Here is a 24,638-nt window from a genome sequence, read left to right as displayed (position 1 = left end):
CTATGCAAACATTGCTGTTATACCGCTTACAGAACCTGTAAACTCCCAACGACCGTTAGCTTTAACTGAAGCAGCAGTACCCGGTGTAATTTCAATTGCACCGTATGCATTTGAAGATTCTGCCCTAATGATCAGATCCGCACCGCTTGTTGGAGTTCCTTTTGTTGTAAGAAATACTGCATTCGCTGCCTGGGAAATTCCGCCTCTGTTTGTTCCTCGATAATAAAAATCGATGTTGGTGAAATTTCCGCTGCTGATGACCAGACCATTCAGTTCCTCAAATTCGTTAAAAGAACGTATCCCGTTAGTGTCAAGCTGCATCCTTTTTCCGGAGGATGCAGTTTTTATGGTTCCACCAACGAACGTACCACCGGTAATAGTTGCTTCACTCAAAATACTACCGGTGAATTTGCCTGAAGTTGCGTTGATTTCCCCGCTAATCGTGGCCTGACTTGCAAATAATCTGCCGTCCTGCAAGACTCTAAACGGAGCAGTTGAGGAACTGGCAAACGTATTTCCCGCCCAGAATCGAACGCTCGTTGAGGCCGTGCCGGAACCGTTGATCCCCGCATTCACCGAACCATATGCGCCTGTGCCAACCTCCAGTCTGCCGGTCGTTACCAAACCATTATTAATCGTCGTTTCCGTCCGATCCGCATTATCGGCCGGTTTTCCCGATCCGGAAATATCCGCGCTCCAATTTACGGCACTCTTCGTGGCCAAACTGCCCAGTCCATTCACCTGCGTGGTCGAAATCTTTAAGTTGGTTGCCGTTACCGCACCCGCTAATGAAACGGAGAATGGCGCGGTTGCAAACGAATTGCTTCCCAGCCAAATGCCGTTCGTTTTATCGATTTTCAGAACGGAGCCGTTGCTTCCCACCGTAATATCCGGATCGGTCAGCGTAATCGAATTGGCTACCGCATCGCCACTCAAATTCACCTTGAATTTTGCCGTGGCAGGAGTGCTCCCCCCCATGTACAACCCGTCGCCGTCAACCTTGAACAGGCTGGCGCCGCTGCCGGTTTGAAAATGGCCGGTCATGAGCAAATTGCCTTCTGAATCGGCGGCGAGACGATCGGTCCAGATCGGACTCACAGTACCGGTGTTGGCCTGCAGCCGCAAGCCGTTAAGCGGGTCGAGCAAAATCCGGCTCTTGTTGCCGCTTCTTGTAATCGACAAGCTCATGTCTTGGATGACAACGCCGTCGCTGTCGACTGTAAAGTTGCCGGCGGCGTTGGTGATGGTCAACTGGGTAGAAGCTGTCAAGGTGCCGAACAGCTTCTCCGCCACTATCCCTCTTCCCGTAATGCCGGTCTTGAAGCTGTTGCCGCCGTCGCTGCTCATGGCGATCACGCCGTTGGTCATGCGCAGGATGTTGTTCACCGTCTGCGGATCGGTCAGCGTAATGCCGCGCTTGTCGATGACAACGCTATTGTCGGCGTCGCCGGTAACGGCCCGTTTGGCGGCATCCCACTCCCGGTTCAATACTTGGCTTACCGCATCATTGGCCTCTTTGGCCAGGCCCCATACATCTTTGTTAAAATCGACTGTCGCGCTGGTGGAAGCAATCGATTTGACAAGATCGCCGAATTTGAGAAACCCGCTTTTGATTTGTTTGTAATTGGCGATTGTGAGTGTTATCTCATAACCGTCCAAATCATGCTCGATCGTGATGACCTTCGCCTTCAGCTGCTTGGCCGGCGTTTGATTTCTCTTCTGTTTGGCTTTCACTTTTGCGTTGATGCCGAAGGGCGCATACTGGACAGTAACGACGGAGCCGATCGGCAACCGATCCCAATCGTGCGGCGTATTGATTGCACTCAGAAAGTCAACGGAAGATATACTGTATGTCAGAATCGGCTGCGACACGGATGCCAGACGCCGAATTCCTTCTTCGTACAAATCTTGTGCATCGATATACTTGCTGTCTGACCATACTTTTTCTTTGATGAACCGGTTGCGCTCGACAATCTGTTCGGCGGTAAAGTTATTCGGAACGGCAAGCTGACGCTTGATCGCCGCCATCTGATTATCAACGCCGCGATCGGAAACGGTGCTGGTCACAGCTACGCCTGTCGCTGCAGCATCGGTAAACAGAACCGGACAATCGTTTGCCTCCGCCGCCGTAAAATAAGTGATAGCAACTACGGCGCCGCTGATCGTCGCCGTGAACGTAGGCCGCAGCAGCACATAACGTTCATTGGCATACGTCGGATACAAGGCGGCAACAGCGGCGTACAGCTTGCCGGCTACAACGGCGACCGAATCGCCGGCCGATACCGTCGCTTCAATTGGCAGTTCGCTGCCAATATGCAAGCGAATCGTTCCCGCCGCGGTCGCCGCATGTGTAATCGTAATGTCAATCGTGACGGAACCGATGTCCGCTGTCGCTTCGTCGATTTCGCGCTGCTTGGCTTTAAGCGCATCCAGTTTGACGACCTTCTGCGCATTCAAGACGGTCAAATCGAGATTGCTGCGAATGTTTACATTGATATTGGCATTGATCGTGTCAAGATCCGCAGTCAAGGAAAACAACTGGACATTCAGCGGGCCCTGTTGTTCGACCAGCCCTGCCCTTGCTACTAACAGATTGTGCAAACTGTTACGGTGAGATTCTACCGTTTCCCGGTAAGCAAGCAACGCCCGGCACAAACTATCGCTCATAAACTGCGAATGGCGCAGTACATTTCCTTCGTCGTCTTGTTCGAACGGATACATGTAATAGGAAAAATCTTCGATATACTCCGCACCGGTGGGATTGACCGCTGCGAATGAGAGCCGTTCCTTGCCGTACCCGTACAACCGGGTGACGATGTCTTCGTGGTTTTCCTGCTCTTCGATGCTTTTCAAATACCGTTCGTCGATAACAAGCCCCTTATCGGAGCCGTAATCTTCTTCCCGGTAAAAGGAGACGCGGCGCTGGATCGTATCAAAAACGGGAATCACATTGTACGTCTCCGCCACCTGGAACAAAAAATCGAGCATCGTCATTTGCGACACATCGAATTGACGCTGCTTCACCGCCGCCTGCGCATCGCAATAATCTACCGTCCATTCGGTCAACCGCAGAAGCGTATCATGCAAAACACTGTTGGTGCCGATGAAATCGTACAGCATTTTCTGCTCGGCGTAGATCGGAACAATTTTGTTGCGCAACTCGTACGGCAATGACTGGCATTCCACTTCCATTGCCTGTTTGCCGTCGCTCAACGTATTGTGGTATTTGGAGATGACGAAATACGTCGGGTCGCCGTTCTGCTCCAGCCGAATCAAATAATCGCCGTTGATCAGATCGACATCCGGATTGCGCACAAACTTCATGTCCGCTTTCACCCGGTATGGCAGTGAAAAGACGAGCTGATCGATCCCCCCATAATGCTTCGTATGAGTGCGGCGATACGCCGACTGCAATTCCGCGATCGTCGTTTGGTCCGGCAAACAGAGGAACAGCCGTACCTGCTCCGGCGTTTGCTGGAAATTTACGCTGTTCAGCATGTTAGATTTCCTCCGTTACCCTTTGAATGCATAACGATAATGCCACTCCAGGCTGCAAGAACCCGTGATAAGCAAATGATTGACACCGTAAACGAGTTTTAAATAATTGCCGTTGAATGCATCGTATCGGTACGTATTCGGCAACGAAGTGACAATACGGCGAACGTCGTTCTCGACAACGAGCGTCTCCCCGTCGGTCAAACCCGTAAATTTGAATTCCCTGCCGCCGTCGCTATTATTCAGAACGGACACGTTGCCGGCGCCGAACTTCCGGATGGTCAACGATTGTGGATACAACTCCGCATTCCCTTTGTTATCGAACGTAAATGCCACGGGTGACGAAATCGCGGAAAAATCGTTGAATCGATACTGCACCGGCGAATACGTATAAGGAGAAATGTTGCGGAACTGCACTTCGACATAACCTTCCTGCGAGCCGTTGGTCGTCAAGTCGATGCCGCCTTCGTAGAGCAGGAAGAAGCGCTTGTCCTCTTGATCCGCTGTATAAAATTCGGCGAACGCCCCGCTGTCAAGCCAAGCCGCAACTTCCCGTCGTTTCTCGAACGTCCAGAACGCAGAATCGACGCTTGCCAGCACAAGCGACAGCTTCAGCGGCGTCCGCTTCAAGCCGTAAAAATACGGCGTATCGACGCCAGGCACAGTTTCACCGATAATTTCCTGTTCGGCGAGAAACGGCGACTTGTACATGCCCCCTCCCAACTTGACCAAATAGACGCCCATCGTTTCCGAATGAATCCCATTGTAGGTAAAATGAATCGAATCGATGCTGCACACCTGCTTTCCGTAATAGATTAAAACGTAACCGTGCCGATTTTGGCTCAAACCACGGCGCATGACGTGGAACGTTTACCGCCGTCGTTTGAGACAAAATGTCGGAATCAGGGCGGGAGCAATGCTCCTGCCCTTCCGATTCTTGATTCGTGCGCAAATCAGGAAAGCTGCGATTCGTCGTAGACGGTGATCGTCCACATATCGTTGCCGCTGATCGGCTTCAAAACATCCAGTTCAATGTCGAGCATTGTCGGATCGCCCGTGGAGGCCATGCTGAATTTGAAATTGTCGAGCAGCTTGGCGTTATTGATGACGATTTGCGCGGCATAGTCCTGCTTCGTGTAAGCATCGCGCACGAGGCAATCGAGCACGATTTTGAACGAGCCGGCGAATTTGTCGGACGAAACGGTGATCGAACTGGCGTCTTGGCCGGTTTCGGTCTTATAGTAGGCGACCACTTTCGCCCCGTCGGCGATTTCGCTGGCGAAGAAGCTAAGCGTCTTGCCGCTGATGGCATATTTGCCGGACGAAACCGTCAAGGCTGTATAAGTGAGTTCCGTGCCATGAGTACCGTCGGCATTCAGCTTGTACACGCTGATTAGGCTGCCGGTTGCCGCAGGGGTGAATTTCAACGAAGCCGCATTGGTATGAACGACCAATTCGTCGCGTTGGTAAATATTTGCCGAAGCGACGGCAACGTTGCTCGACGTCAGCATGGCCAGCACTTCGTTTGTAATCAGCGCATCCTGCAGCTTTACCTTCGTTTCGCGGTTGGAAGAAAACCCGACAATTTTGGCATTGCCGCGGCCGCCGCGGGCATAAACCGTTTCGGCGCTGTTCTCCAAACCCGACGTTTTCAGATTTTGCAGTTGAACGCGGGCCTTGCCCGTTTTGATATCGTAGAAAGTGGCGAGTGCAACCTCGCGAACGGCATATTGTTGTGGTGCTGCCATAATTCATCATCTCCTGTTTGTTTTTAATAGGATTCAAGGTTCCATCCGGCTTGTTGACGCCTATTCATCGGAATTCAATTCCTGCGGCGGACTCGATAGCCCTTATGTATTTCTTATTTATTTTATTTATATTCTGGTCAAAAAAATAGGATCGCTCGTCGATTCGAAAACAGAGGATCCGATCCATAACGGCCCGATTCGTCCAATCCGCCGCAGGAGACGAAACGTCATGGAGCGAAGGAGGTTTGCTTCCGCCATACGCCGCACGCCGTTCCGCAGCGACGCTTCCGTTCCATTTGTCGGATACCCGGTAGCGCCTGAGCTTGGGCGATATGGTATACCGGGTCCCATGAAACGTAAAACAGCCTTCGGTATCGATCACGCACCACTGGGCAACGTAAGGTTGCCGGATTCCGACGATGCCTTTGTGACCGCCGACGGTGACAGTTCTGACATCGACGACCGGTTGGCTGAATACGTTCCGTTCTTCCCCCACCTGATCGACAACATAGGTTGTCGTTTTCGGCGTCGAATAAAGCTTGGCCATGCGCCATGCGCGCGATTGGACGTATCGTCTGCGCTGATTTTGGGAAGCATGGCGTTGCCTGTCTTGCTCCTGTTTCCTCAGATGATAGATGGACCGTTGAAACCGGTCGCCCGCATCCCCTTGAGCCGCATGGCGGGCATTGTCCGCATGGACGCCGTCGTTGTCGCCGAAGCTGTCCGAGGCTTGATCGCTGCTGCGCAACGAGCTCAGTGTCAGCTCTCGCATGCGTACTTGTTCGATTTTGCGGGGAGTTAGGGTTGTACCGCCGTTCGTATCCTTGATCAAGTAATTGGCGCAATCGCTCAAGAGCCTGCGAGCCAATGACGAATGCTTATGCTGCAGCAGCCATTCCTCGAAGGGTTGGTAGATGACCGTCAACCAAAGCTCCATTCGCTCTTCCTCGGACATGAATCGATTCGTGACCAGCGTTTTGTTGCCGGCCGGCGTTCGAAACGTATAGCGCATTAGTTTCACCTCCTTCACTTTCTCCAATATACTGCGCGCTCCCCCGAATTTGTGCCGCTGATTGCGTCACCGCCCGCACCTCCTGCATTTGCCGTAATAACCGTCCCCTTTGCCGTCCGAACGTTTGCGGTAGAAATCTTCATGCCTTGGCCATTCGTTCCCGCAGCCGGAGCAGCGTTTTGTCCCCGAATTCATCCTTACATAGTGAATGAACACAAATTCGTGTTTCCACATCAAATCGTTCTCCCGCTTGATCTTGTCGCAAGCCGTATCGAGCATGGCATAAATACGATTGACCCTTTGCCTGAAAAGCGTTGCGATCTCATCTTCATGCCAGCCATCCATCAATCGTTCGAGAATGAATTGCTGCTTGTTCGACAATCGGCTTCTGGCAATCAGCTTGTCCAGATCGGCATACAGGCACACAAGCTCCGTATTGAACGCTGACGCCGATGCAGCGTCCCATGGCGAGTCGTTCCTGCTCTCACGAAGAATATCCAGCGAGCTGCGCAGCTTGATCAAGCCTTTGATGCAATCCGTATCGCTGAACGTCGCGTTTCGATACTTGCCTTCGGCGCGTTGCAGTTCGGCATAAGGATCGGACATTAGGATCACCTCGTTTATTTTATTTTTAATATTGACGTAGGGCCGATTCAAAATTATACTATGGCTATCAACGGGCAATACGATTGCGAATTCGTATGCCCGAAATTTGTGCGACCTTTCCCGTAAGGCAATAACTTGACAATCGGAGCGTGCCAACTTATGGCAAATGTCATTTATCAGCACGGATTTTACAACGAAACGGTGAAGAACGACTATCTGCTTTCCTTTCAACCTGCCACAAGCCGAACCTTCTCGCGCTTGTTTAAGGCATCTCAAGCGCTTGAAGCCGAAATTGGCAAAGACTTGTATGATTTCGACGAGGAACAACTATGCCGTCTGCTACGCTCGCTTGCTCCGGCCAAGCGGAACGCCAGCAGGCAAAACGGATCCACTTTGGCCAACTATCTCGATTGGGCGTTGCAACGCAACCTTCGCCGCACGAACAATCCGCTGCATCATGTTGCGCCCGCCTGGTACGATCAATTCGTCGACGGCAGCCGGAAACAATATTTTACCGAAGACGAATTGGAAACGATCGTAGCCGGCTGCCGCAACGCGCAAGACGCCGTACTGATCAAGCTGCTGATGGAAGGCGTCGGCGGCGACGGCAACAGCGAATTGCTGAACTTGACGATTCACGACATTCATCCGTCCACGAACGAACTGACGCTGCGAAGCGCCGACGGTTGCACCCGCAAGCTGACGGTAAGCAAGGCATGCATTGCGCTCTGTTTGCGAGCCCATGCACAGTCGACTTATTTGCGCCGCAACGGCCAAGTGAGCAAACGGGCGAAAGTCACGACCGCCAACCTGGTGGTGAACGATTTTATCATTCGTTCCTCCGTAACACAGACCGGCCATCTGCAGCATGCGCAGAAAAATATCGTGCATCGGCGCATGAGCGTACTGGCAGAATTGTTCGGCTTCCCGGGACTCATTCCGAAAAATATCGCCTATTCCGGCATGCTGATTCTGGCCAGAGATTTGCTCGAGCGCGACGGCAAGCTGGAGAAGCCGCAGTACGACACGATTTGCGAAGTGTTTAACGTTAGCCAGTCCCACGCAGAAGGCAAAGCAGGGTATCAATACTACCGCCTGAAAAACGAGTTTCTCCATCGGGACAAAGTCATCGAACTGTACGGCGACGTCATAACCAAACGAATGGAATCTCGCAAGAATGACTGAACTGCATCACCTGTTATCGCGATCTTCGAGCCTGCTTCCATCATACCCAATCCGTCGGCAAACGATCTGCCTTTTTCCGGCCAATGTTCTGCCAATGGGCCTAGTGATCGACGTACAGTCCGTGCGATCGTCCCGATGAGTAACCCGTTCCGCTACAATAGAGAATTCATGCTGACTCGCAATCTAATAACCATCCCCATCAGGGTCGATGGCTCCCCTTCCCTTGTTGTATTAGCACAAACTTGCTACGGCGGCAACAGTTGCCATATTGGCAATTGTAAATCCATATTAAATTACCATTTTGGTATTTGTCAACAGCTACTTGCCAATTCGGCAATATAAGTTGATAATAGAATCGGCAATGCTATGATGAATCCATCCGAAACTTTCGTCGAAACGAGGAGTCCTATGTCTCAACTGGGAGAAAGAATCCGCCAGCTCCGCGAGCGAAAACAAATGACACAGAAAGAATTGGCCTCCGAATCGAAGCTTACCATTGTTCAATTGTCACGTTACGAAACCAACCATCGCAAACCGGATCCGGACGCCTTATCCAAAATCGCCGATGCTCTGGAAACAACGACTGACTATTTGCTGGGGAGATCTTCCAGTCCGATTCAGGAGGGAGACACCGGCCGCGCTTATTATGGGGGCTCCGAACAGTTGACTCCGGAAGAAATTATGGTAGCGGAAGCTGCTATTGACGCGTATCGAAAAGCATTAAAGGTGCAGCGAAATCAATAAGCGTCGCCAGATCCCGCGAAGAAAGGAGGGAATTGCTGGATGAATCTTGGCTTCTATCAGCCGAACGGCTTGGAGCGCCGGATCGAAAGCCATTACCGCGAATGCGGTTTTCGTTTCGCTTCCGATCTCGATGTCGAAACCGTCGCCGCCAGCTTTGGCATTGATGTGCGGTACTACGAAGGTCCGCCGTTTGCGGAGTGGTGCGAAGAATATGCCGTCATCTTTTTAAACGCACTCGATTCGAAAGAACAGCGCAGGGCGACATTCTTTCATGAAATTTGCCATCCGCTGCTGCACGTGGGGTTTCAAGGGCGCAACGTGCCGAAGCAGTTCGAGTATAATCAGGAAAGGCAAGCGGGACGATTCCAGCTATACGCTGCGCTCCCTGTTTATATGCTCCTTGAATTGGAAGAGCTTTCGAATGCGAACAACGCCGAAAAAATGATTGCGGAAGAGTTTTGTTTGCCGCGCGCTCTCGTGGCAAAACGATTGGAGCAGATTGCTGCCCGGTTGCAGCAACTTAAACTGGACGCACGATTGCGACGATGGCCCCGTTCGGCCCTGCTCCCGTAACAGCACTTCCACCTGCTAAAACTCCCCTTAAAATGCAAAAAAACCTTGCCAGTAGCAGGTTTTCCAGTGGTGGGCCCTGAGGGACTCGAACCCCCGACCAATCGGTTATGAGCCGACCGCTCTAACCAACTGAGCTAAGGGCCCGGCATGTACGGTAGTAAAATTGGTTGCGGGGGCAGGATTTGAACCTGCGGCCTTCGGGTTATGAGCCCGACGAGCTACCGGGCTGCTCCACCCCGCGATAGCGTTAACGCTCGAATTGAATTCGATAGCGACAAAAACTAATATACACCACGAACAAGTATCTTGTCAACCCATGTTTTTCCGAAATGCGGATTTCAGCCTAAAGAATATAACGAACGCCGAATTTACCTTTTTTGGAGCGGTACACTTCTACCGTTTGCGGGCATTCGTAGCCGTAGATCCACCAGTCCTCCTCCATCCGTTTGGCGAGGCAACCGGCTTGAAATTTGCTGTCGTATAATTTGGCCCAATACACATAGCTCATTTCGAGATCACCTCCTTGCGGTTGGTCGGTCGATTCCTTTCCCCTTTAGCATAACCAGTTTCGTTCATTTTGTTACCATCTCGCACGGAACCGGCAGCCGAATCGATGGGCCTGCACGCAAAAAAAGCTCCCAACATTAGGGAGCTCCTGATACCGAAACGTCAACTTGCGCTTTCTTCCATGCGATCCGCTTCCGCTTCATCAACGTCGCGCTGCCGATGGGCGAGCCGGCTCGATGCCGCCGCGGCGATGCTGGCCACCAAATCGTCAAGAAACGTGTGGACCATGCCGCTCGTTTTGTTGTCCAGCTTCTGGATGATACCGATTTTGTGCTTGTCCAGATGGCCGAAAGTAGTAACGCCTATGCTGCCGTAACCGAGCACGGACCCTAACGCCAACGTTTCGTCGCAGCCGAACAGCCCTTCGTCCGCTTGAACGATCGATTGCAGCGGTTCGGACAGCATTCCCTTCTCTGCCAGCACATCGAGCTCGATGCCGACCAGGAGGGCATGCTGCAGTTCGCGCTTTCGCAGAACGGCGTGAACGCTTTCCATGCAAGTTTGCATCTGCAGACGCGGATTATAAGGGGACTGCATTTCATAAACGATAGCGGCGACATCCTCGAGCGTAACACCGCGTTCGCCGAGTTTGCGCAAGACGGCCGATTTGACTTCGTCGCTATGAACCTGACGCACCATGGCACTCTCTCCTTCCGGATGTAGAACCATTATAGCACGTGCGTCAAGAGGAAACCTCTAGCCGAATGGCGTCAAAATACAGCTGCAGCGCTTCCTCGTAACGGCCCTGCGATTCCGCTGCCACCGCCTGCTCGATCAATGCCCGATCCAGCTCCGGCGCCAGCTTCATCGCCGTCTTCATATGCGCCATGGCGGAGGGTACATCCATCTTGTGCAGTTGGAACCAGCCAAGCTGCTGATGCGTCTTGGCCAACATCGTCGCCCCGGCGTCGATCGCCTGCAGCTTCCGCAGCACTTCGTCCGCCCGGTCGATCGCTTCCTGCACGAAGCCTTGACCGAAGCGGCACTGCGCGATCAAGAGCGAAATATCTTCCCGCAGGTAATCGTCCTGCGGCGCTTCCCGGTATTGCTCGCGCACTTGCCAGAGCAGCGGTTCCGCTTCATCGTACTTGTACTGGTCCATGTACAAATCGGCCAATTCGATCTTCGCGCGTTGCCGCGCCGATTCGCGCTCGGCCGCCTCTCCGGCAACCGGCGGCGAACCGGCCATGCTGGCCAGCAGCGCCTGCGCCGGCTGCTCGTGTCCGGAATCGCGCAACGCTGCGGCGATGGCAAGCCGCGCCGCCCAATCGTGCCTGGCCGAATCGACCAAAAACATTGTATCGCGATCGAACCAGGGGCGAATGTAGGTCAACAGTTCTTGAATATCGTTCTCGTCAGGCGTAGCGTTCGACATGCTGCATCTTCTCCCTTGGCATTTCTACTGCACCTATTATACCAGAGAAGATCGCGACGTGCCGGTTCAGTTGCCTAGGTTGTACCAGGAGAAGCTTTGCGCGGCCAGCGCTCGCCGGTAGCCTTGCAGTTCGTCGTAAACGGTCAGCGTATACTGTTGCGCCAGACTGACTTTGTTGTAGAAGAGCGGATCGAGATCGGTTTTGGAAAAGCTGTACGTCCCGTTGCCAAGCACCAGCCCGTCTGCCGGCACAGTCGTGTCGAGACTGATTTTTTGTTCGTACTTGTGGCCCTGCGAATCGGTGAGAACAAGCACCAGCTTATGCTGCTTATCGGCCGGAAGCTCCGGTACGAGCGCCGTCCCTTTGGACAACGTATAATCGAACGAGAACGTAAATCCATTGGCGATGCCGCCGGGAAGCGACTTGATATTGGAAATAACGAGCGAGTACGGCGACAGCGTAAGCGTCGAAAACGACTGCGATGCAGGCGCAGCGGGGGTCAGCCCCATCTCGACCGCACGAATATAGGCATCCGGCTGCGCTCCTGCCGCGGCGCCAATAATCGCTTCGCCTGCGAGCAGTTCCATACCGGCCGTCTGGGTTCCTTTGGGCACGGTTCCCCAAACGGCCAACACAGCTTCGGCCCCCGGATTGAGTTTGCCGGACAACGTAGAAATCGTTACCGGATAATAAGTGCCATCGGGCGCCTTCCAATAACCGACCAGCTTGCCGGCGGATACGATCCGCTTCTCCAGATTGCGTTGCTTCAGTTCCGTATAAAGCAGGTCGTCGTTCGCTCCTTCATAGACGCGAATGTCCGAAGCGCTCCATTCGGACTGTTTGCCCACGCTGGCTACCCGGTACGGCTCGCCCGGGGCGGTGACGGGAATCGCCATCAGATCGGCATTGTGCCGGAATTCCGCCAATGTTGTCGGCGCGGCAGCCGTTGCCTGCTCCTGCAGCACAAGCTTGATATCGGCGAATGCCGTCGTATAAGGCACTTTCGCATACAGCATCGTATGGATGCTTCCGCCGGTAGGAACGGCAATGCTGTTGTCGAGTTGCTTCAGCTGCGCATCGACGCGAATGCTGCCGTCAAGCAGGAAGTAACCGCTCAAGGAAGGCACCTGCAAGGCAGCCGCACCCGGATTGGCGACAGTAAGCTCGGCGGCAATAATATCCTGATCGTCCCAGGGCAAACGCTGAATCCCGTTCAATGTAGCGGCATACGAATCTCCCGCTTGCGAGGTGAAAGGATACGGCGTCCCGATCGACACCAGGCTGGCGTTCGCCTGCGGAACCGCAAATACGGCAACCGGGTAGCCGAAGCCGTTTCCGCCGCCGCTGCCGTTTCCGTTGCCGGCGTTCCCATCCGCGGGCTGGCGCATGCTGAGCTGCAAGTCGGCGACCGAAACGGCAAGCGGCATCGTCACGGTCAATTGCACTTCCTTGCTCATCTGCGGCTGCAGAACCAATCCGTTCATCCCGGCGGCTGTCGCCGGATAGGCAAACCCTTCCTTCGTCAGCATGGCGAACGAATACGAAGGGACGGTAACGGGCTTCGCCCCTTTGTTCGCAAAAGTCAGGAACACGTTGACGATCGACTCGGTATCGTTGCGGCTGACCGAGGACCGTTTCACGGCAGCTTCGATCGTGCCGCCGGCCACTTCGATGCGCTCCGCGGCTGCGCCTGTTGTCCCCGTTCCGCTTGCAAACGCGGGCAGCCCGTAAGCGGCTACCGGCAGCGCCGTTTGTCCGCCGGCCCCTGATGGCAGCGTGACGACGAGCGACCAGCCGTCCAGGGGCTGCTTGAGCGGAACCGTGCCCGTCAGTTGCAACTCTTTCGTCTCGCGCGGCGCAATCGTCACTTCTTTGGCTCCTGCGGCGACAAGCGGATAAGTATAACCGTCCGGCGTTTGCAGCGCATAGGAATAGTTCGGCAGGACCGCACTTTTAAAACCGGTATTTTCGACGGCAAACACGATTGTGGCCGCGTAAGCGTCGGCGTTCTCCTGCACGGCGGCCAGCTTGACCGATGTGTCGATCGACGTGCCCGATTGTTTCAGTTGAATTGCGCGGTGCACGTTAGCCGGCGCGGCGGCGGTCGGCTTCGTCGCTTCCGGCAGCGTCAGCGCAACAATCGGTACGTCGGCTTTCAGCGACTCGTCGCGCTGCGACGCGACCAACTGCGCGCCTTGCAGCGCGGCGTCGTTCGGCAGCGTGCCGCTCAGCTGCAGCACATTGCCGATGCGCGGGCCAAGCTCGATTTCGGAGGCGTTGAGCACTGCCAGCGGATAACTCAGCCCGTCGGCAGTCACTAGCGTATAGCTGTAACCGGGCAGTGCGATACTGCGCATGCCCGTATTGGCAAGCGAAACCGATACGAGCGCCGTCGTCTTGTCTCCGCTGCTGCCTACCTGCAGTCCCCCGGGCGATAGGGACCACTGCAGGTTCGTGCCGGAAACGAACGTCGTCCGGGCCGAACCGACTGCCACCGCAGCGCCGTAATCGGACGGGATCGCAATCGTTCCGAGCCTCCGTTCGTAATCCGGCGCGCCAAAATCCCATTGGATGAACTGAACGGCCAAGTCGGACAACGCCTGGCTTTCGTCGATGGAGGCGTATACATGCTGCGTCAATTGGCCGTACGCCGGAATCCTCGTCTTGTCCTTGTCCTGCGCCATCGTTTTGACGGTGAGCCGCTCTCCCCCGCTTCCCGTCACCCGCACCCAGTAATCGAGCATGGATCGATCGGTGCCGCCGTCATTATGGAACGTCAACGTAAAAAAAGCCAATCTCCCGTTATCGGACGGGCCGATAGCCGCCTCATCCAGCGTAACGTACATGCCGTTCCCGATCGTTACCGATCCGATCGGGCCCGATAGATCGATCGTAGCCTGGGCATATGCCGAACCGCCGTCATCGGCGAATGCCGTTGCCGGCACGATCGTACCGGCCGTGCTGATCGCCAGCCATAACGCGGCGGCCAACCGTTTGTTTGAGCGCATGGTCATGGAACCGCTCCTTCCGCAATTTGAACGCATCCTGCCAAAAACAGGCGAAAGAATACGCCGTTAGGCTACATCGTAACCGATCTTCCAGTTGCCGGAAAGACAAGTTTTGTTGGCCCTTGGTGTTCATTTGTTCGGTTGGCATTAGCGTAACAGCCGATCGTTAGAATTGTTTTTGAAGGGAGCGGGGGGCGAGCGCAAAAAAGCCCCCTGCCAGCCGTTGCCGAAGCAACAACAGACAAGGGGCGGTTCCCGATTCGCGATCAGTTGCCGTAAGCCGACGGATTCGCCCGCCACGCTTGAAGCAGCTCCACCTGCTCCGGCGCAATGCGGCCGGTGCGGGCTGCCACTTCGAGCAGCGACGTGTAACCGGACAACGTGCGCAGCGGAATATTCTGCTCGGCGAAGGCGGCTGCCGCCTTTTCGAACTCGTAGCTGAAGATCGCCAGCACGCCGAGCATTTCGCCGCCCGCTTCGCGCACGGCCATCGCCGCTTTAAGCGAACTGCCGCCGGTGGAGATCAGATCTTCGATCGCCACCACTTTTTGCCCCGGCCGCAGCACGCCTTCGATCTGATTCTGCTTGCCATGGCCCTTCGGCTTATCGCGTATGTACACCATCGGCAAGCCCAGCTTCTGCGCCACCCAGGCGCCATGCGGAATGCCGCCGGTTGCGATGCCGGCGATCACCTCGGCGTCCGGATGAAGCTCGCGCACGAGCGCGGCGAAGCCTTCGGCGATCATTTCCCGCACGTCCGGATGCGAAATCGTAATCCGGTTATCGCAATAAATCGGCGACTTGATGCCCGACGTCCACGTGAACGGCTCGTCCGGCCGCAGCGCAACGGCCTCCACGCGCAGCAGCGCTTCGGCAATTTGGGCGGATAATGGAGTCGTCGTACTCATGCTTCGCTCATCTCCTCGAGTATATGTTCCAGCGCTTCGCGCGGGTCGGGCGCAGCCGTAATGGGCCGGCCGATCACCAAGTAATCGGTGCCGATCGCCAGCGCCTCCTTCGGTGTCATGACGCGAGACTGGTCGCCAATGGCGCTACCCGCCGGGCGAATGCCGGGCGTTACGGTTACAAAGCCCGCGCCGTTCGCTGCTTTCAGGCCCGTCACTTCGCGTGCCGAGGCGACTACGCCGTCAAGCCCGGCTTGTTTGGTCAGCGCGGCGTACCGCAGTACCGCATCGTCGATCGCGCCGGGGATGCCGATTTCGTCGTTCAGCACCGACTGGCTCGTGCTTGTCAGCTGCGTCACGCCAATGACGAGCGGCCGTTTCTGACCGGGGGCGAGCGCCTTGTCAACGCCCTCCAGCCCCGCTTCCAGCATGGCCTTTCCGCCGGCAGCGTGCAAATTGAACATGTCGACCCCAAGCCGGGTGACGGAAGCCGAACCGCCTTTGACGGTATTCGGAATGTCGTGCAGTTTCAGGTCAAGGAATACATGGAAGCCGCGTTCCTTCAAATACACCACGAACGCCGGTCCGGCAGCGTAAAACAATTCCATCCCGACTTTCATCCAGACGGGAATGCCGTCCAGCCGGTTCAGCAACTGGCGTGCCGCCGTTTCGTCCGGGTAATCGAGCGCCACGATGACGCGTTCGGCCGTTTGCGTTGGATTTACCATTGCCCCAAATGCCCCCCTTCCCGCAAGAACACCTCACTCCGGCCCTCCACGAGAGCGGGAATGAAGTGTTCCCGGGTCATTTTACAATTTGCTGCTTGCCAGTGTCGGCATCGGCCGCGAAGAGAAGTTGATCGCTTCAAGCATCCGCAGCAGCGCGCGGACCGTATCGAGCGACGTCATGCAGACGACGCCGTTCTCGACCGCCTCGCGGCGGATGCGGAAGCCGTCGCGTTCCGGCGTTTTGCCTTTCGTCAGCGTGTTGACGACGAAGTGCGCTTCGCCGCCGCGGATCAGATCGAGAATATTCGGCGAGCCTTCGCTCAGCTTGTTCACCGTCTGCACCCGCAGGCCGGCGTTTTGCAGCGCCTTGGCCGTGCCGCCGGTGGCGATGATCTTGTAGCCAAGCTCGTCGAAGCCGCGCAAAATATCGATCGCTTCGTCCTTGTCCTTGTCGGCAACAGTGGCGATAATCGCGCCGGCCGGCGGAATTTTCATGCCCGAGCCGATCAGCCCTTTATACAGCGCCTTGGCATAGTTCATGTCGCGGCCCATTACTTCGCCGGTCGATTTCATTTCCGGGCCGAGCGTCGTGTCGACGCGGCGCAGCTTGGCGAAGGAGAATACCGGCACTTTGACCGACACATAATCGTCTTCCGGCCACAGGCCTTCCGTATAGCCCATATCTTTCAGCGTTTCGCCCATGATGATGCGGGTCGCGACGTTCGCCATCGGGATGTTGGTCACCTTGCTGAGGAACGGCACCGTCCGCGACGAACGCGGGTTCACTTCGATCACGTACACCTGGTCCTGATGGATGACGAACTGGATGTTGACGAGACCGACCACATTCAGCCCTTTGGCGATTTTGATCGTAATGTCGATCAGTTGCTGCTTGATGTCTTCACTGAGCGATTGCGGCGGATATACCGCAATCGAGTCGCCGGAGTGGACGCCGGCGCGCTCGACATGCTCCATGATGCCCGGAATGAGCACCGTTTCCTTATCGCAGATCGCGTCGACTTCGACTTCTTTGCCTAGCATGTAGCGATCGATCAGCACCGGATGCTCCGGATTGATTTTCACCGCGTATTCCATGTAACTCAGCAGCTCCGAATCGGAGTAGACGATTTCCATCGCCCGGCCGCCAAGTACGTACGAAGGACGCACGAGCACCGGATAGCCGAACTGCGCCGCGGTTCCGACGGCGTCGTCAACCGATGTCACCGTGCCGCCCGGCGGCTGCGCGATCGACAGGCTCCGCAGCAGCGCTTCGAACTTCTTGCGGTCTTCCGCCGCATCGATGCTCGCCAGGTCGGTGCCGAGAATGCGCACGCCCGCCTTCGCCAGCGGCGCCGCAAGGTTGATTGCCGTTTGGCCGCCGAATTGCACGATGACGCCGATCGGCTGCTCGCGTTCGATGACGTTCATGACATCCTCGAAGAACAGCGGCTCGAAGTACAGGCGATCCGACGTATTGAAGTCCGTCGACACCGTCTCCGGGTTGTTGTTGATGATGACCGCCTCGTAGCCGGCCGCTTGAATCGCCCATACCGCGTGAACGGTCGAGTAGTCGAACTCGATGCCTTGGCCGATGCGGATCGGACCGGAGCCGAGCACGACAACTTTCTGCTTGTCCGTCGCCATCACTTCGTCTTCGGTTTCGTACGTCGAGTAGTAGTAAGGCGTTGTCGCTTCGAACTCGGCCGCGCACGTGTCGACCATTTTGTACACCGGCTTCAGGTTCTGGCTCAGGCGCAGCTTGCGGACGTCCGCTTCGTGCGTATACGCCCAATCCGGCCCGACGCCTCGGCGCAGCTCGGCGATCGCGCGATCGGTGAAGCCTTTGCGCTTCGCTTCGTAGAGCAACTCCGGCGTCAGCTCCGGCTGCTGCAGCTTCGCTTCGAACTGGACCATCCCTTGCAGCTTCGTAAGAAACCACCAGTCGATGCGCGTCAGCTCCTGCACCCGCTCCACCGTATACCCGCGGCGGTACGCTTCGGCGATCAGGAACATGCGCTCGTCGTCGGGCTTGGCCAGACGCAATTCGAGGGTGTCGGCGTCGAGCAGCTCGGCATCTTTCAAATAAAGCCGGTGCGCGCCGATCTCGAGCGAACGGATCGCCTTGTGGATCGACTCTTCGAACGTGCGGCCGATCGCCATCACTTCGCCGGTCGCTTTCATCTGTGTGCCGAGCTTGCGGTTCGCCGCCGTGAACTTGTCGAACGGCCAGCGCGGAATTTTGGAAACGATGTAGTCGAGCGTCGGCTCGAAGCAGGCATATGTTTGGCCCGTTACCGGGTTGACGATTTCGTCGAGCGTGTAGCCGATGGCGATTTTGGCCGCCATCTTGGCGATCGGATAGCCGGTCGCCTTCGAAGCGAGCGCCGAGGAGCGGCTGACCCGCGGGTTTACTTCGATGACATAATATTGATAGCTGTAAGGATCAAGCGCGAATTGCACGTTGCAGCCGCCTTCGATGTTGAGGGCGCGGATAATTTTGAGCGAAGCCGAACGAAGCATCTGGTACTCGCGGTCGGACAGCGTCTGGCTCGGTGCGACGACGATCGAATCGCCGGTGTGCACGCCGACCGGGTCGAAGTTTTCCATGTTGCAGACAACGATACAGTTGTCGTTCGCGTCGCGCATGACTTCGTATTCGACTTCCTTCATGCCGGCGATGCTTTTTTCGACCAGGCATTGCCCGATCGGGCTATAACGAATGCCCGAGCTTACCGTTTCGAGCAGTTCGTCAAGGTTGGCGCAAATGCCGCCGCCCGTTCCGCCGAGCGTATAGGCAGGACGAACGATGATCGGGAAGCCGATCTCTTCGGAGAACGTCACCGCTTCCGCCACCGACGTAACGATGACGCTGTCCGGCACCGGCTGCTCCAGCTCGCGCATCAGCTCGCGGAACAAGTCGCGGTCTTCCGCCTTTTCGATCGCCGTCAGCTGCGTGCCGAGCAGCTTCACGTTTTCGCGCTCCAGCACGCCGTGGCGCGCCAGTTCGACGGCCATGTTCAGGCCGGTTTGGCCGCCAAGCGTCGGCAGCAAGCCGTCCGGACGTTCCTGGCGAATGATTTGCGTGACGAAATCAAGTGTGATCGGCTCGATGTACACTTTGTCCGCCATGTTCGTGTCGGTCATGATCGTCGCCGGGTTGCTGTTGATCAGCACGACTTCCATGCCTTCTTCTTTCAGCGCCTGGCACGCTTGCGTACCGGCATAGTCGAACTCCGCCGCCTGGCCGATTACGATCGGGCCGGAGCCGATGACGAGAATTTTGCGCAGCGATTTATTTTTGGGCATAGGTCAAATCTCCTTTCGGCGCCGCATCGGAAGCGGAAGCTTGCTTCTTCTGCTTGGCCTCGGCAAACATAACCGCCTGCCGCGACGGCTGCGGACGGTCTTCCTTGAACTTGCGGATCGAGGCGATGAAATCGTCGAACAAGTAGCTGGAGTCGAACGGCCCCGGCGCCGCTTCCGGATGGTATTGCACCGAAAAAGCAGGCAGCGTGCGGTGGCGCAGTCCTTCGATCGTGCGGTCGTTGTTGTTGATGTGCGTCACTTCGAGCGGCGTGCCGGCGATCGATTCTTCGGTCACCGTGTAGCCGTGGTTTTGCGAGGTGATGTAGCAGCGGCCGGTGAGCAAATCTTTCACCGGATGGTTGCCGCCGCGGTGGCCGAATTTCAGCCGCGTCGTGTCTGCGCCGCAAGCAAGCGCCAGCAGCTGATGACCGAGGCAGATGCCGAATATCGGGAATTCGCCGAGCAGCGCCTCGATCGTACGCACCGCGTGAGGCACGTCCTTCGGATCCCCGGGGCCGTTCGACAGCATGATGCCGTCCGGCGCCAGTCGGCGAATCGTGTCGGCGGTCGTGTCGTGCGGCACGACGATGACGTCGCAGCCGCGTTTGGCGAGGTCGCGGATAATGCCGCCCTTGGAGCCGTAGTCGAGCACTACGACGCGCTCCCGGTCCCCCGGGCAAACGAACACGCTGCGCGTCGACACGCGGGCGACCTGGTCGCGCATGAGCGTCATGGCGCCAAGCTGCTCCTGCAATTCGCCGAGCGGCTTGTTCGACGTAGTCAGCAAGCCTTTCATCGTGCCGTGGTGGCGCAGGATGCGCGTCAGCATGCGCGTGTCGATGTCGCTGATGCCGACGATGCCGTATTCCTTGAGCAAGCTGTCGATCGTATATTGCGCGCGCCAGTTGCTTGGCACTTCTTCATGATGGCGCACGACGAAACCGTGGATGTACGGGCGCACCGACTCGAAGTCGTCGCGCGTAATGCCGTAGTTGCCGATGAGCGGGTAAGTCATCGTGACGATTTGCCCGCAGTAGGACGGATCGGAGAGCACCTCCTGATAGCCTGTGATGCCTGTGTTGAACACGACCTCGCCGGTAGATTCGCCGTCGCTGCCGAACGCTTTCCCCGTAAACAGCGTGCCGTCTTCGAGCAGTAGTCTCGCCTGCATGCTCTTCGCTCCTTTTCTCTTCCCGTTTATTCCTTGCTGGCCTGGGGCGTGTCAGAAAACCCACTCACGGGCATCTTTCACCGCCTTTTCGCTCCCTGCGGCGTTACTTTTGCTTGACGTACCCCCGGTACGCCTGCACAAAACTGCCTTGCATGGAACGAAAATTCGGCAAAATCTGCTACCCTCGGAGTTTTCAGACACGCCCAGGCGTCAGTCCGCCCAAACGACCTTGCCCGCCACCATCGTCAGCACCGGCCAGCCTTGCAGCTTCCAGCCGATGAACGGCGTGTTATGGCTCTTGGACAAAAACTTCGCCGGATCGACTTCCTTCTCCGTATCCAGATCGATAACCGTCAGATCCGCTTCCGCGCCTTCTTCCACTGTTCCCCACGGCAGTCCGAACACTTCTGCCGGTTTGACCGTCATCTTGTCGAGCAGGAAACGCAGCGTCCACCTGCCGGTTTTGACGAACTTCGTATAGAGCAGCGGGAACGCGGTCTCGAAGCCGACGATGCCGAACGGCGCGAGCTGCATGCCCTTCGCCTTCTCCTCCGCGCTGTGCGGGGCATGGTCGGTGACGATCATGTCGATCGTGCCGTCCTCCAGCCCTTCGATCACCGCTTGCACGTCGCGCGGCGTACGCAGCGGCGGGTTCATTTTCCAGTTGGCGTCGAGGCCCGGAATGTCTTCGTCCGACAGCAGCAGGTGATGCGGACACACTTCCGAGGTGACGTTGACGCCGATCTGTTTGCCGTGGCGGATGAGCCGCACCGACATTTCCGTGCTGACGTGGCACACGTGGTAGTGAACTCCCGTCGCCTCCGCCAGCAAAATATCGCGCCCGACATGAATCGCTTCGGACTCGTTCGGGATGCCTTTCAAGCCGTGTTTCTTCGCGAATTCGCCTTCCGACACCGGTGCGCCTTCGACCAGCGTGTTGTCTTCGCAGTGAGCGATGATCGGCAACCCGATCGACTTGGCCAGCGCCATGGCGTCTTTCATCATTTGCGCGCTTTGCACCCCGACACCGTCGTCCGTGTAGCCGATGACGCCCGCTTTCTTCAGCGCGGCGAAATCGGTCAACTCGCGGCCGAGCTCGTTCTTCGTGATGCAGCCGTAAGGCAGCACGCGCGAGCGGCCGGCCGCTTCGGCCTTGTCCAGCACATAGCGAACCGTGTCCGCGGTGTCAATTACCGGGCGCGTGTTCGGCATGCACGCGATCGTCGTGAAGCCGCCGCGCGCTGCCGACGCGGTGCCGGTCGCTATCGTTTCCTTGTGCTCGAAGCCCGGCTCGCGGAGATGCACGTGCATGTCGATCAAACCGGCGGAAACGAGCTTGCCGCTCGCGTCGATTACCTCGTGGCCGGTCGTGTCCGGCGCCGTATCGCCTTTGACGATGCGGGCGATCCGCCCGTTGTCGATGAAAAGATGCGCCGTTTCCAAAGTGTTGTTAGCATTCGCGAGAATGCCGCCTGTCATCCAAATCCCCACTGTACGGCCTCCCCTTGGGCAGTTGACGTACTTGCCCGGATTGCTGTTTGATCAACGTGTGCCCGCTAGGCCAGCGCCCGTTCCACGACAGCCATGCGAATCGGCACGCCGTTGGCCATTTGCGCGAAAATCCGCGACTTCTCGTGCTCGACGAGCTCGTCGTCGATTTCGACGCCGCGGTTGATCGGCGCCGGATGCATGATGATCGTGTGCGGCGCAAGCTTGAGCGCGCGCTCCACAGTCATCCCGTAATGCTCGCGGTATTCCTCCGGCGTGCTGATCAGCCCGTGCTCGTGGCGCTCCAGCTGCACGCGCAGCATCATGACGACGTCGGCGTCCAGCGCCTCGTCGATCGACACGTAAGGCGCGTAATCCGCGAGTTCCGGCGCCCGCATGTTCTCCGGCGCACACAGCCGCACCTTGGCGCCCATCGCCTGCAGCGCCCACAAGTTCGAGCGCGCCACCCGGCTGTGTTCGATGTCGCCGATGATCGACACCGACAGGCCGCGAATCGCGCCAAACTGTTTGCGCATCGTGTACAGGTCGAGCAGCGCCTGCGTCGGGTGCTCGTTGCTGCCGTCGCCCGCATTGATCAGCGGGATGCGGACATGGTTCGCCAGGTGCTGCAGCACCCCGTTCGGCTTGAGCCGGATGATGCCGGCGTCGATGCCCATCGACTCCAGCGTTTTGACCGTATCGTATATGGATTCGCCCTTCTGCACGCTCGATACGGCGGCCGCGAAGTTCAGCACCTGCGCGCCCAGCCGTTTCTCCGCCACTTCGAACGAGAAGCGCGTTCGCGTGCTGTTCTCGAAGAACATGTTTGCAATGAATTTGCCTGTCAAGAGCGGCGTCACTTTCTCGGGAGCATGCTCCCAATAGGCGGCCCGGTCCAGAATCGACGCGAGTTCCGTTTCGCTCATGCCTTTCAGTCCGAGCAGATGTTTGCCTGTTTGCACCGTCGCTTGCGTCATTGCGCACTCCCCCTCGTTTGGGCTATGACGACCCGGTCTGTTCCATCCACTTCGTCCAGCGACACTTGAATTTCTTCCGCCTTCGACGTTGGCACGTTCTTGCCGACGTAATCCGGCCGGATCGGCAGCTCGCGGTGGCCGCGGTCGACCAGCACCGCCAGTTGAATCATTTGCGGCCGGCCGAGATCCATCAGCGCATCCATCGCCGCCCTCACCGTGCGTCCCGTGTACAGCACGTCGTCGCACAAAATCAGCTTGCGCCCCTGCACCGGCAGCGGCTTCGTCTGCCGCTTGTCATCCGACCGGTTGACGACATCGTCGCGATAACACGTGACGTCGATTTCTTCCACGGCGATCGGCGTCTGCTCGATTTCGTGAATCCGCTCTGCAATGCGTCTGGCGATGTAGATGCCGCGCGTGCGAATGCCGACCAGCATGCAGTTTTCGACGCCTTTATTTTTTTCCAGAATCTCGTGGGCGATGCGCGTCAGCGCCCGCCGCATGGCCGTTTCGTCCATAATCATGTGCACGTCCCGGGTTACCATCACGCCAGCTGCCTCCTCCGATTCCGCTTTCGCGTTTGCGCGGACATCCGGATGAACTTGGTGATTCCAAAGCGCTCCAATCGACAAAAAAAAACCTTTGCCCATGCGGCAAAGGTCAGGATGCGGCGAATCGGCGCACACAACAACGGTCATCTTGTCCGGATCACGTTCAAGATGCCCTTCGGCTGCGGTACCATTCGTTTGTTATCGCTCACCTTGCCAGTCTCACGGGACTGCCAATTAAAGGTGCTGCACAATTACAAGCATTATCCCATTTTCGACACGCGCTGTCAAGCGAACGGAACAAAAAACGAATCGTGGTCCGAGCCGCGGCTTGTCGCTCTTTTGTTGCCCGATAGCCCCCTTGTATGCTATAAAGATTGTAGTTTATTTATCCGCGTGAAGGAGCTGGGATTCGACAATGTCTGACATGAATACCATGGAAATCATCAACTTTATCAAAAACAGCACCAAAAAAACGCCGGTGAAAGTATACGTCAAAGGCGACCTCACCGGCATCGATTTCGGCGCGGACATCCAGACGTTCCTCTCCGGCGACAGCGGCGTCATTTTCGGCGACTGGGCGGTCGTGCAAGCGGCGCTCGACGCGAACAAAAGCCGCATCGCCGACTTCGTAGTCGAAGCGGACCGCCGCAACTCGGCCGTGCCGCTGCTTGACCTGAAAGGCATCAACGCACGCATCGAGCCGGGCGCGACCATTCGCGACAAAGTGACGATCGGCGACAACGCCATCATCATGATGGGCGCGGTCATCAACATCGGCGCTTCGATTGGCAAAGGCACGATGATCGATATGGGCGTCGTCATCGGCGGCCGCGTGCAAGTCGGCGAAATGTGCCACATCGGCGCAGGCGCCGTCCTTGCCGGCGTCATCGAACCGCCATCGGCGCAGCCGGTCGTCATCGAAGACAACGTGCTTGTCGGCGCCAACGCCGTTATTCTCGAAGGCGTGCGCATCGGCCAAGGCTCCGTGGTGGCTGCAGGAGCCGTCGTCACGCAGGACGTGGCGGAGTATACGGTCGTTGCCGGAACGCCCGCGCGAGTCATTAAGAAAGTCGACGACAAAACGAAGTCGAAGACGGAAATTTTGCAAGAACTGCGCCAACTTTAATAACCATTGCGTCTTACCGAAACAAGGCCCAGCGATTCGTTCGCCGGGCCTTGCCTCGCGAAACGGGACCGA

Annotated in this window: 21 protein-coding genes and 2 tRNA genes; 5 read left to right on the top strand and 18 right to left on the bottom strand. The window is 56.8% G+C overall.

Annotated features, from left to right (window positions below; all coding sequences use genetic code 11):
• From EXY20_RS01690 to EXY20_RS01670, 5 genes are all read right to left on the bottom strand, one after another.
• Positions 1-3,498 (bottom strand): phage tail protein, encoded by a 3,498-nt coding sequence (locus EXY20_RS01690; protein ID WP_135546949.1) that lies wholly within the window; start codon positions 3,496-3,498, stop codon positions 1-3.
• A 15-nt stretch (positions 3,499-3,513) separates the two neighbouring features.
• Complete coding sequence (locus tag EXY20_RS01685; RefSeq protein WP_167858932.1) at positions 3,514-4,293, bottom strand: phage tail family protein; 780 nt, start codon at positions 4,291-4,293, stop codon at positions 3,514-3,516.
• A gap of 155 nt (positions 4,294-4,448) precedes the next feature.
• On the bottom strand, positions 4,449-5,243 hold the full coding sequence (locus tag EXY20_RS01680) for a hypothetical protein (protein WP_135546945.1): 795 nt from the start codon (positions 5,241-5,243) through the stop codon (positions 4,449-4,451).
• Between the two features lie 64 nt (positions 5,244-5,307).
• Positions 5,308-6,255: a hypothetical protein gene (locus tag EXY20_RS01675; protein WP_135546943.1), complete on the bottom strand. Its 948-nt coding sequence runs from the start codon at positions 6,253-6,255 to the stop codon at positions 5,308-5,310.
• 66 nt (positions 6,256-6,321) lie between these two features.
• A complete protein-coding gene (locus EXY20_RS01670) occupies positions 6,322-6,861 on the bottom strand; it encodes a hypothetical protein (RefSeq protein ID WP_135546941.1) in 540 nt (179 codons plus the stop codon).
• Positions 6,862-7,020: 159 nt separating this feature from the next.
• Between EXY20_RS01670 and EXY20_RS01665 the strand changes: the two genes are divergently transcribed.
• The 3 genes from EXY20_RS01665 to EXY20_RS01655 all read left to right on the top strand — a co-directional run bounded on the left by EXY20_RS01665 (position 7,021) and on the right by EXY20_RS01655 (position 9,363).
• Positions 7,021-8,046 (top strand): phage lytic cycle repressor MrpR family protein, encoded by a 1,026-nt coding sequence (locus EXY20_RS01665; protein ID WP_135546939.1) that lies wholly within the window; start codon positions 7,021-7,023, stop codon positions 8,044-8,046.
• Positions 8,047-8,454: 408 nt separating this feature from the next.
• The gene (locus tag EXY20_RS01660; protein WP_135546937.1) at positions 8,455-8,790 is read left to right on the top strand and encodes a helix-turn-helix domain-containing protein; all 336 of its coding nucleotides are present in this window, start codon (positions 8,455-8,457) and stop codon (positions 8,788-8,790) included.
• Between the two features lie 39 nt (positions 8,791-8,829).
• On the top strand, positions 8,830-9,363 hold the full coding sequence (locus EXY20_RS01655) for an ImmA/IrrE family metallo-endopeptidase (protein WP_135546935.1): 534 nt from the start codon (positions 8,830-8,832) through the stop codon (positions 9,361-9,363).
• A gap of 67 nt (positions 9,364-9,430) precedes the next feature.
• On the opposite strand, the gene EXY20_RS01650 is transcribed toward EXY20_RS01655, so the two are convergent.
• The 13 genes from EXY20_RS01650 to pyrR all read right to left on the bottom strand — a co-directional run bounded on the left by EXY20_RS01650 (position 9,431) and on the right by pyrR (position 23,434).
• Positions 9,431-9,507, bottom strand: a tRNA-Ile gene (locus tag EXY20_RS01650).
• Between the two features lie 20 nt (positions 9,508-9,527).
• A tRNA-Met gene (locus EXY20_RS01645) sits at positions 9,528-9,604 on the bottom strand.
• Between the two features lie 102 nt (positions 9,605-9,706).
• On the bottom strand, positions 9,707-9,871 hold the full coding sequence (locus EXY20_RS38750) for a hypothetical protein (protein WP_167858931.1): 165 nt from the start codon (positions 9,869-9,871) through the stop codon (positions 9,707-9,709).
• 161 nt (positions 9,872-10,032) lie between these two features.
• On the bottom strand, positions 10,033-10,569 hold the full coding sequence (locus tag EXY20_RS01640) for a phosphatidylglycerophosphatase A family protein (protein ID WP_135546933.1): 537 nt from the start codon (positions 10,567-10,569) through the stop codon (positions 10,033-10,035).
• A gap of 43 nt (positions 10,570-10,612) precedes the next feature.
• Positions 10,613-11,305, bottom strand: a complete 693-nt coding sequence (locus tag EXY20_RS01635) for a tetratricopeptide repeat protein (protein WP_135546931.1) — start codon at positions 11,303-11,305, stop codon at positions 10,613-10,615.
• A gap of 66 nt (positions 11,306-11,371) precedes the next feature.
• The gene (locus EXY20_RS01630) at positions 11,372-14,320 is read right to left on the bottom strand and encodes a hypothetical protein (RefSeq protein ID WP_135546929.1); all 2,949 of its coding nucleotides are present in this window, start codon (positions 14,318-14,320) and stop codon (positions 11,372-11,374) included.
• 260 nt (positions 14,321-14,580) lie between these two features.
• A complete protein-coding gene (gene pyrE / locus EXY20_RS01625; RefSeq protein WP_135546927.1) occupies positions 14,581-15,222 on the bottom strand; it encodes an orotate phosphoribosyltransferase in 642 nt (213 codons plus the stop codon).
• Positions 15,219-15,947: an orotidine-5'-phosphate decarboxylase gene (pyrF, locus tag EXY20_RS01620; RefSeq protein ID WP_135546925.1), complete on the bottom strand. Its 729-nt coding sequence runs from the start codon at positions 15,945-15,947 to the stop codon at positions 15,219-15,221. Before pyrF ends, pyrE begins: the two co-directional genes overlap by 4 nt.
• An 81-nt stretch (positions 15,948-16,028) precedes the next feature.
• Positions 16,029-19,253 carry a carbamoyl-phosphate synthase large subunit gene (gene carB, locus EXY20_RS01615; protein WP_135546923.1) on the bottom strand — a complete coding sequence of 1,075 codons (3,225 nt, stop codon included), beginning with the start codon at positions 19,251-19,253 and terminating at the stop codon, positions 16,029-16,031.
• A complete protein-coding gene (locus EXY20_RS01610; RefSeq protein WP_135546920.1) occupies positions 19,240-20,424 on the bottom strand; it encodes a carbamoyl phosphate synthase small subunit in 1,185 nt (394 codons plus the stop codon). Before EXY20_RS01610 ends, carB begins: the two co-directional genes overlap by 14 nt.
• 210 nt (positions 20,425-20,634) lie before the next feature.
• Entirely contained in the window at positions 20,635-21,915 is a 1,281-nt protein-coding gene (locus EXY20_RS01605; protein ID WP_407944883.1) for a dihydroorotase, read from the bottom strand.
• 65 nt (positions 21,916-21,980) lie between these two features.
• A complete protein-coding gene (locus EXY20_RS01600; protein WP_135546918.1) occupies positions 21,981-22,889 on the bottom strand; it encodes an aspartate carbamoyltransferase catalytic subunit in 909 nt (302 codons plus the stop codon).
• Complete coding sequence (pyrR, locus tag EXY20_RS01595; RefSeq protein ID WP_135547666.1) at positions 22,886-23,434, bottom strand: bifunctional pyr operon transcriptional regulator/uracil phosphoribosyltransferase PyrR; 549 nt, start codon at positions 23,432-23,434, stop codon at positions 22,886-22,888. The genes EXY20_RS01600 and pyrR overlap by 4 nt, the downstream gene beginning before the upstream one ends.
• 51 nt (positions 23,435-23,485) lie before the next feature.
• Here pyrR and EXY20_RS01590 point away from each other — a divergent pair, with 51 nt between their 5' ends.
• A complete protein-coding gene (locus EXY20_RS01590; RefSeq protein WP_135546916.1) occupies positions 23,486-23,863 on the top strand; it encodes a hypothetical protein in 378 nt (125 codons plus the stop codon).
• Positions 23,856-24,566 carry a 2,3,4,5-tetrahydropyridine-2,6-dicarboxylate N-acetyltransferase gene (dapD, locus tag EXY20_RS01585; protein WP_135546914.1) on the top strand — a complete coding sequence of 237 codons (711 nt, stop codon included), beginning with the start codon at positions 23,856-23,858 and terminating at the stop codon, positions 24,564-24,566. The genes EXY20_RS01590 and dapD overlap by 8 nt, the downstream gene beginning before the upstream one ends.
• Positions 24,567-24,638: the final 72 nt, after the last annotated feature.

Source organism: Paenibacillus cymbidii (assembly GCF_004764705.1).
Taxonomy (GTDB): Bacteria; Bacillota; Bacilli; order Paenibacillales; family NBRC-103111; genus Paenibacillus_AN; species Paenibacillus_AN cymbidii.
The sequence above is the reverse complement of the archived record's forward strand: the minus strand, read 5'-3'. Positions and strand labels throughout refer to the sequence as shown.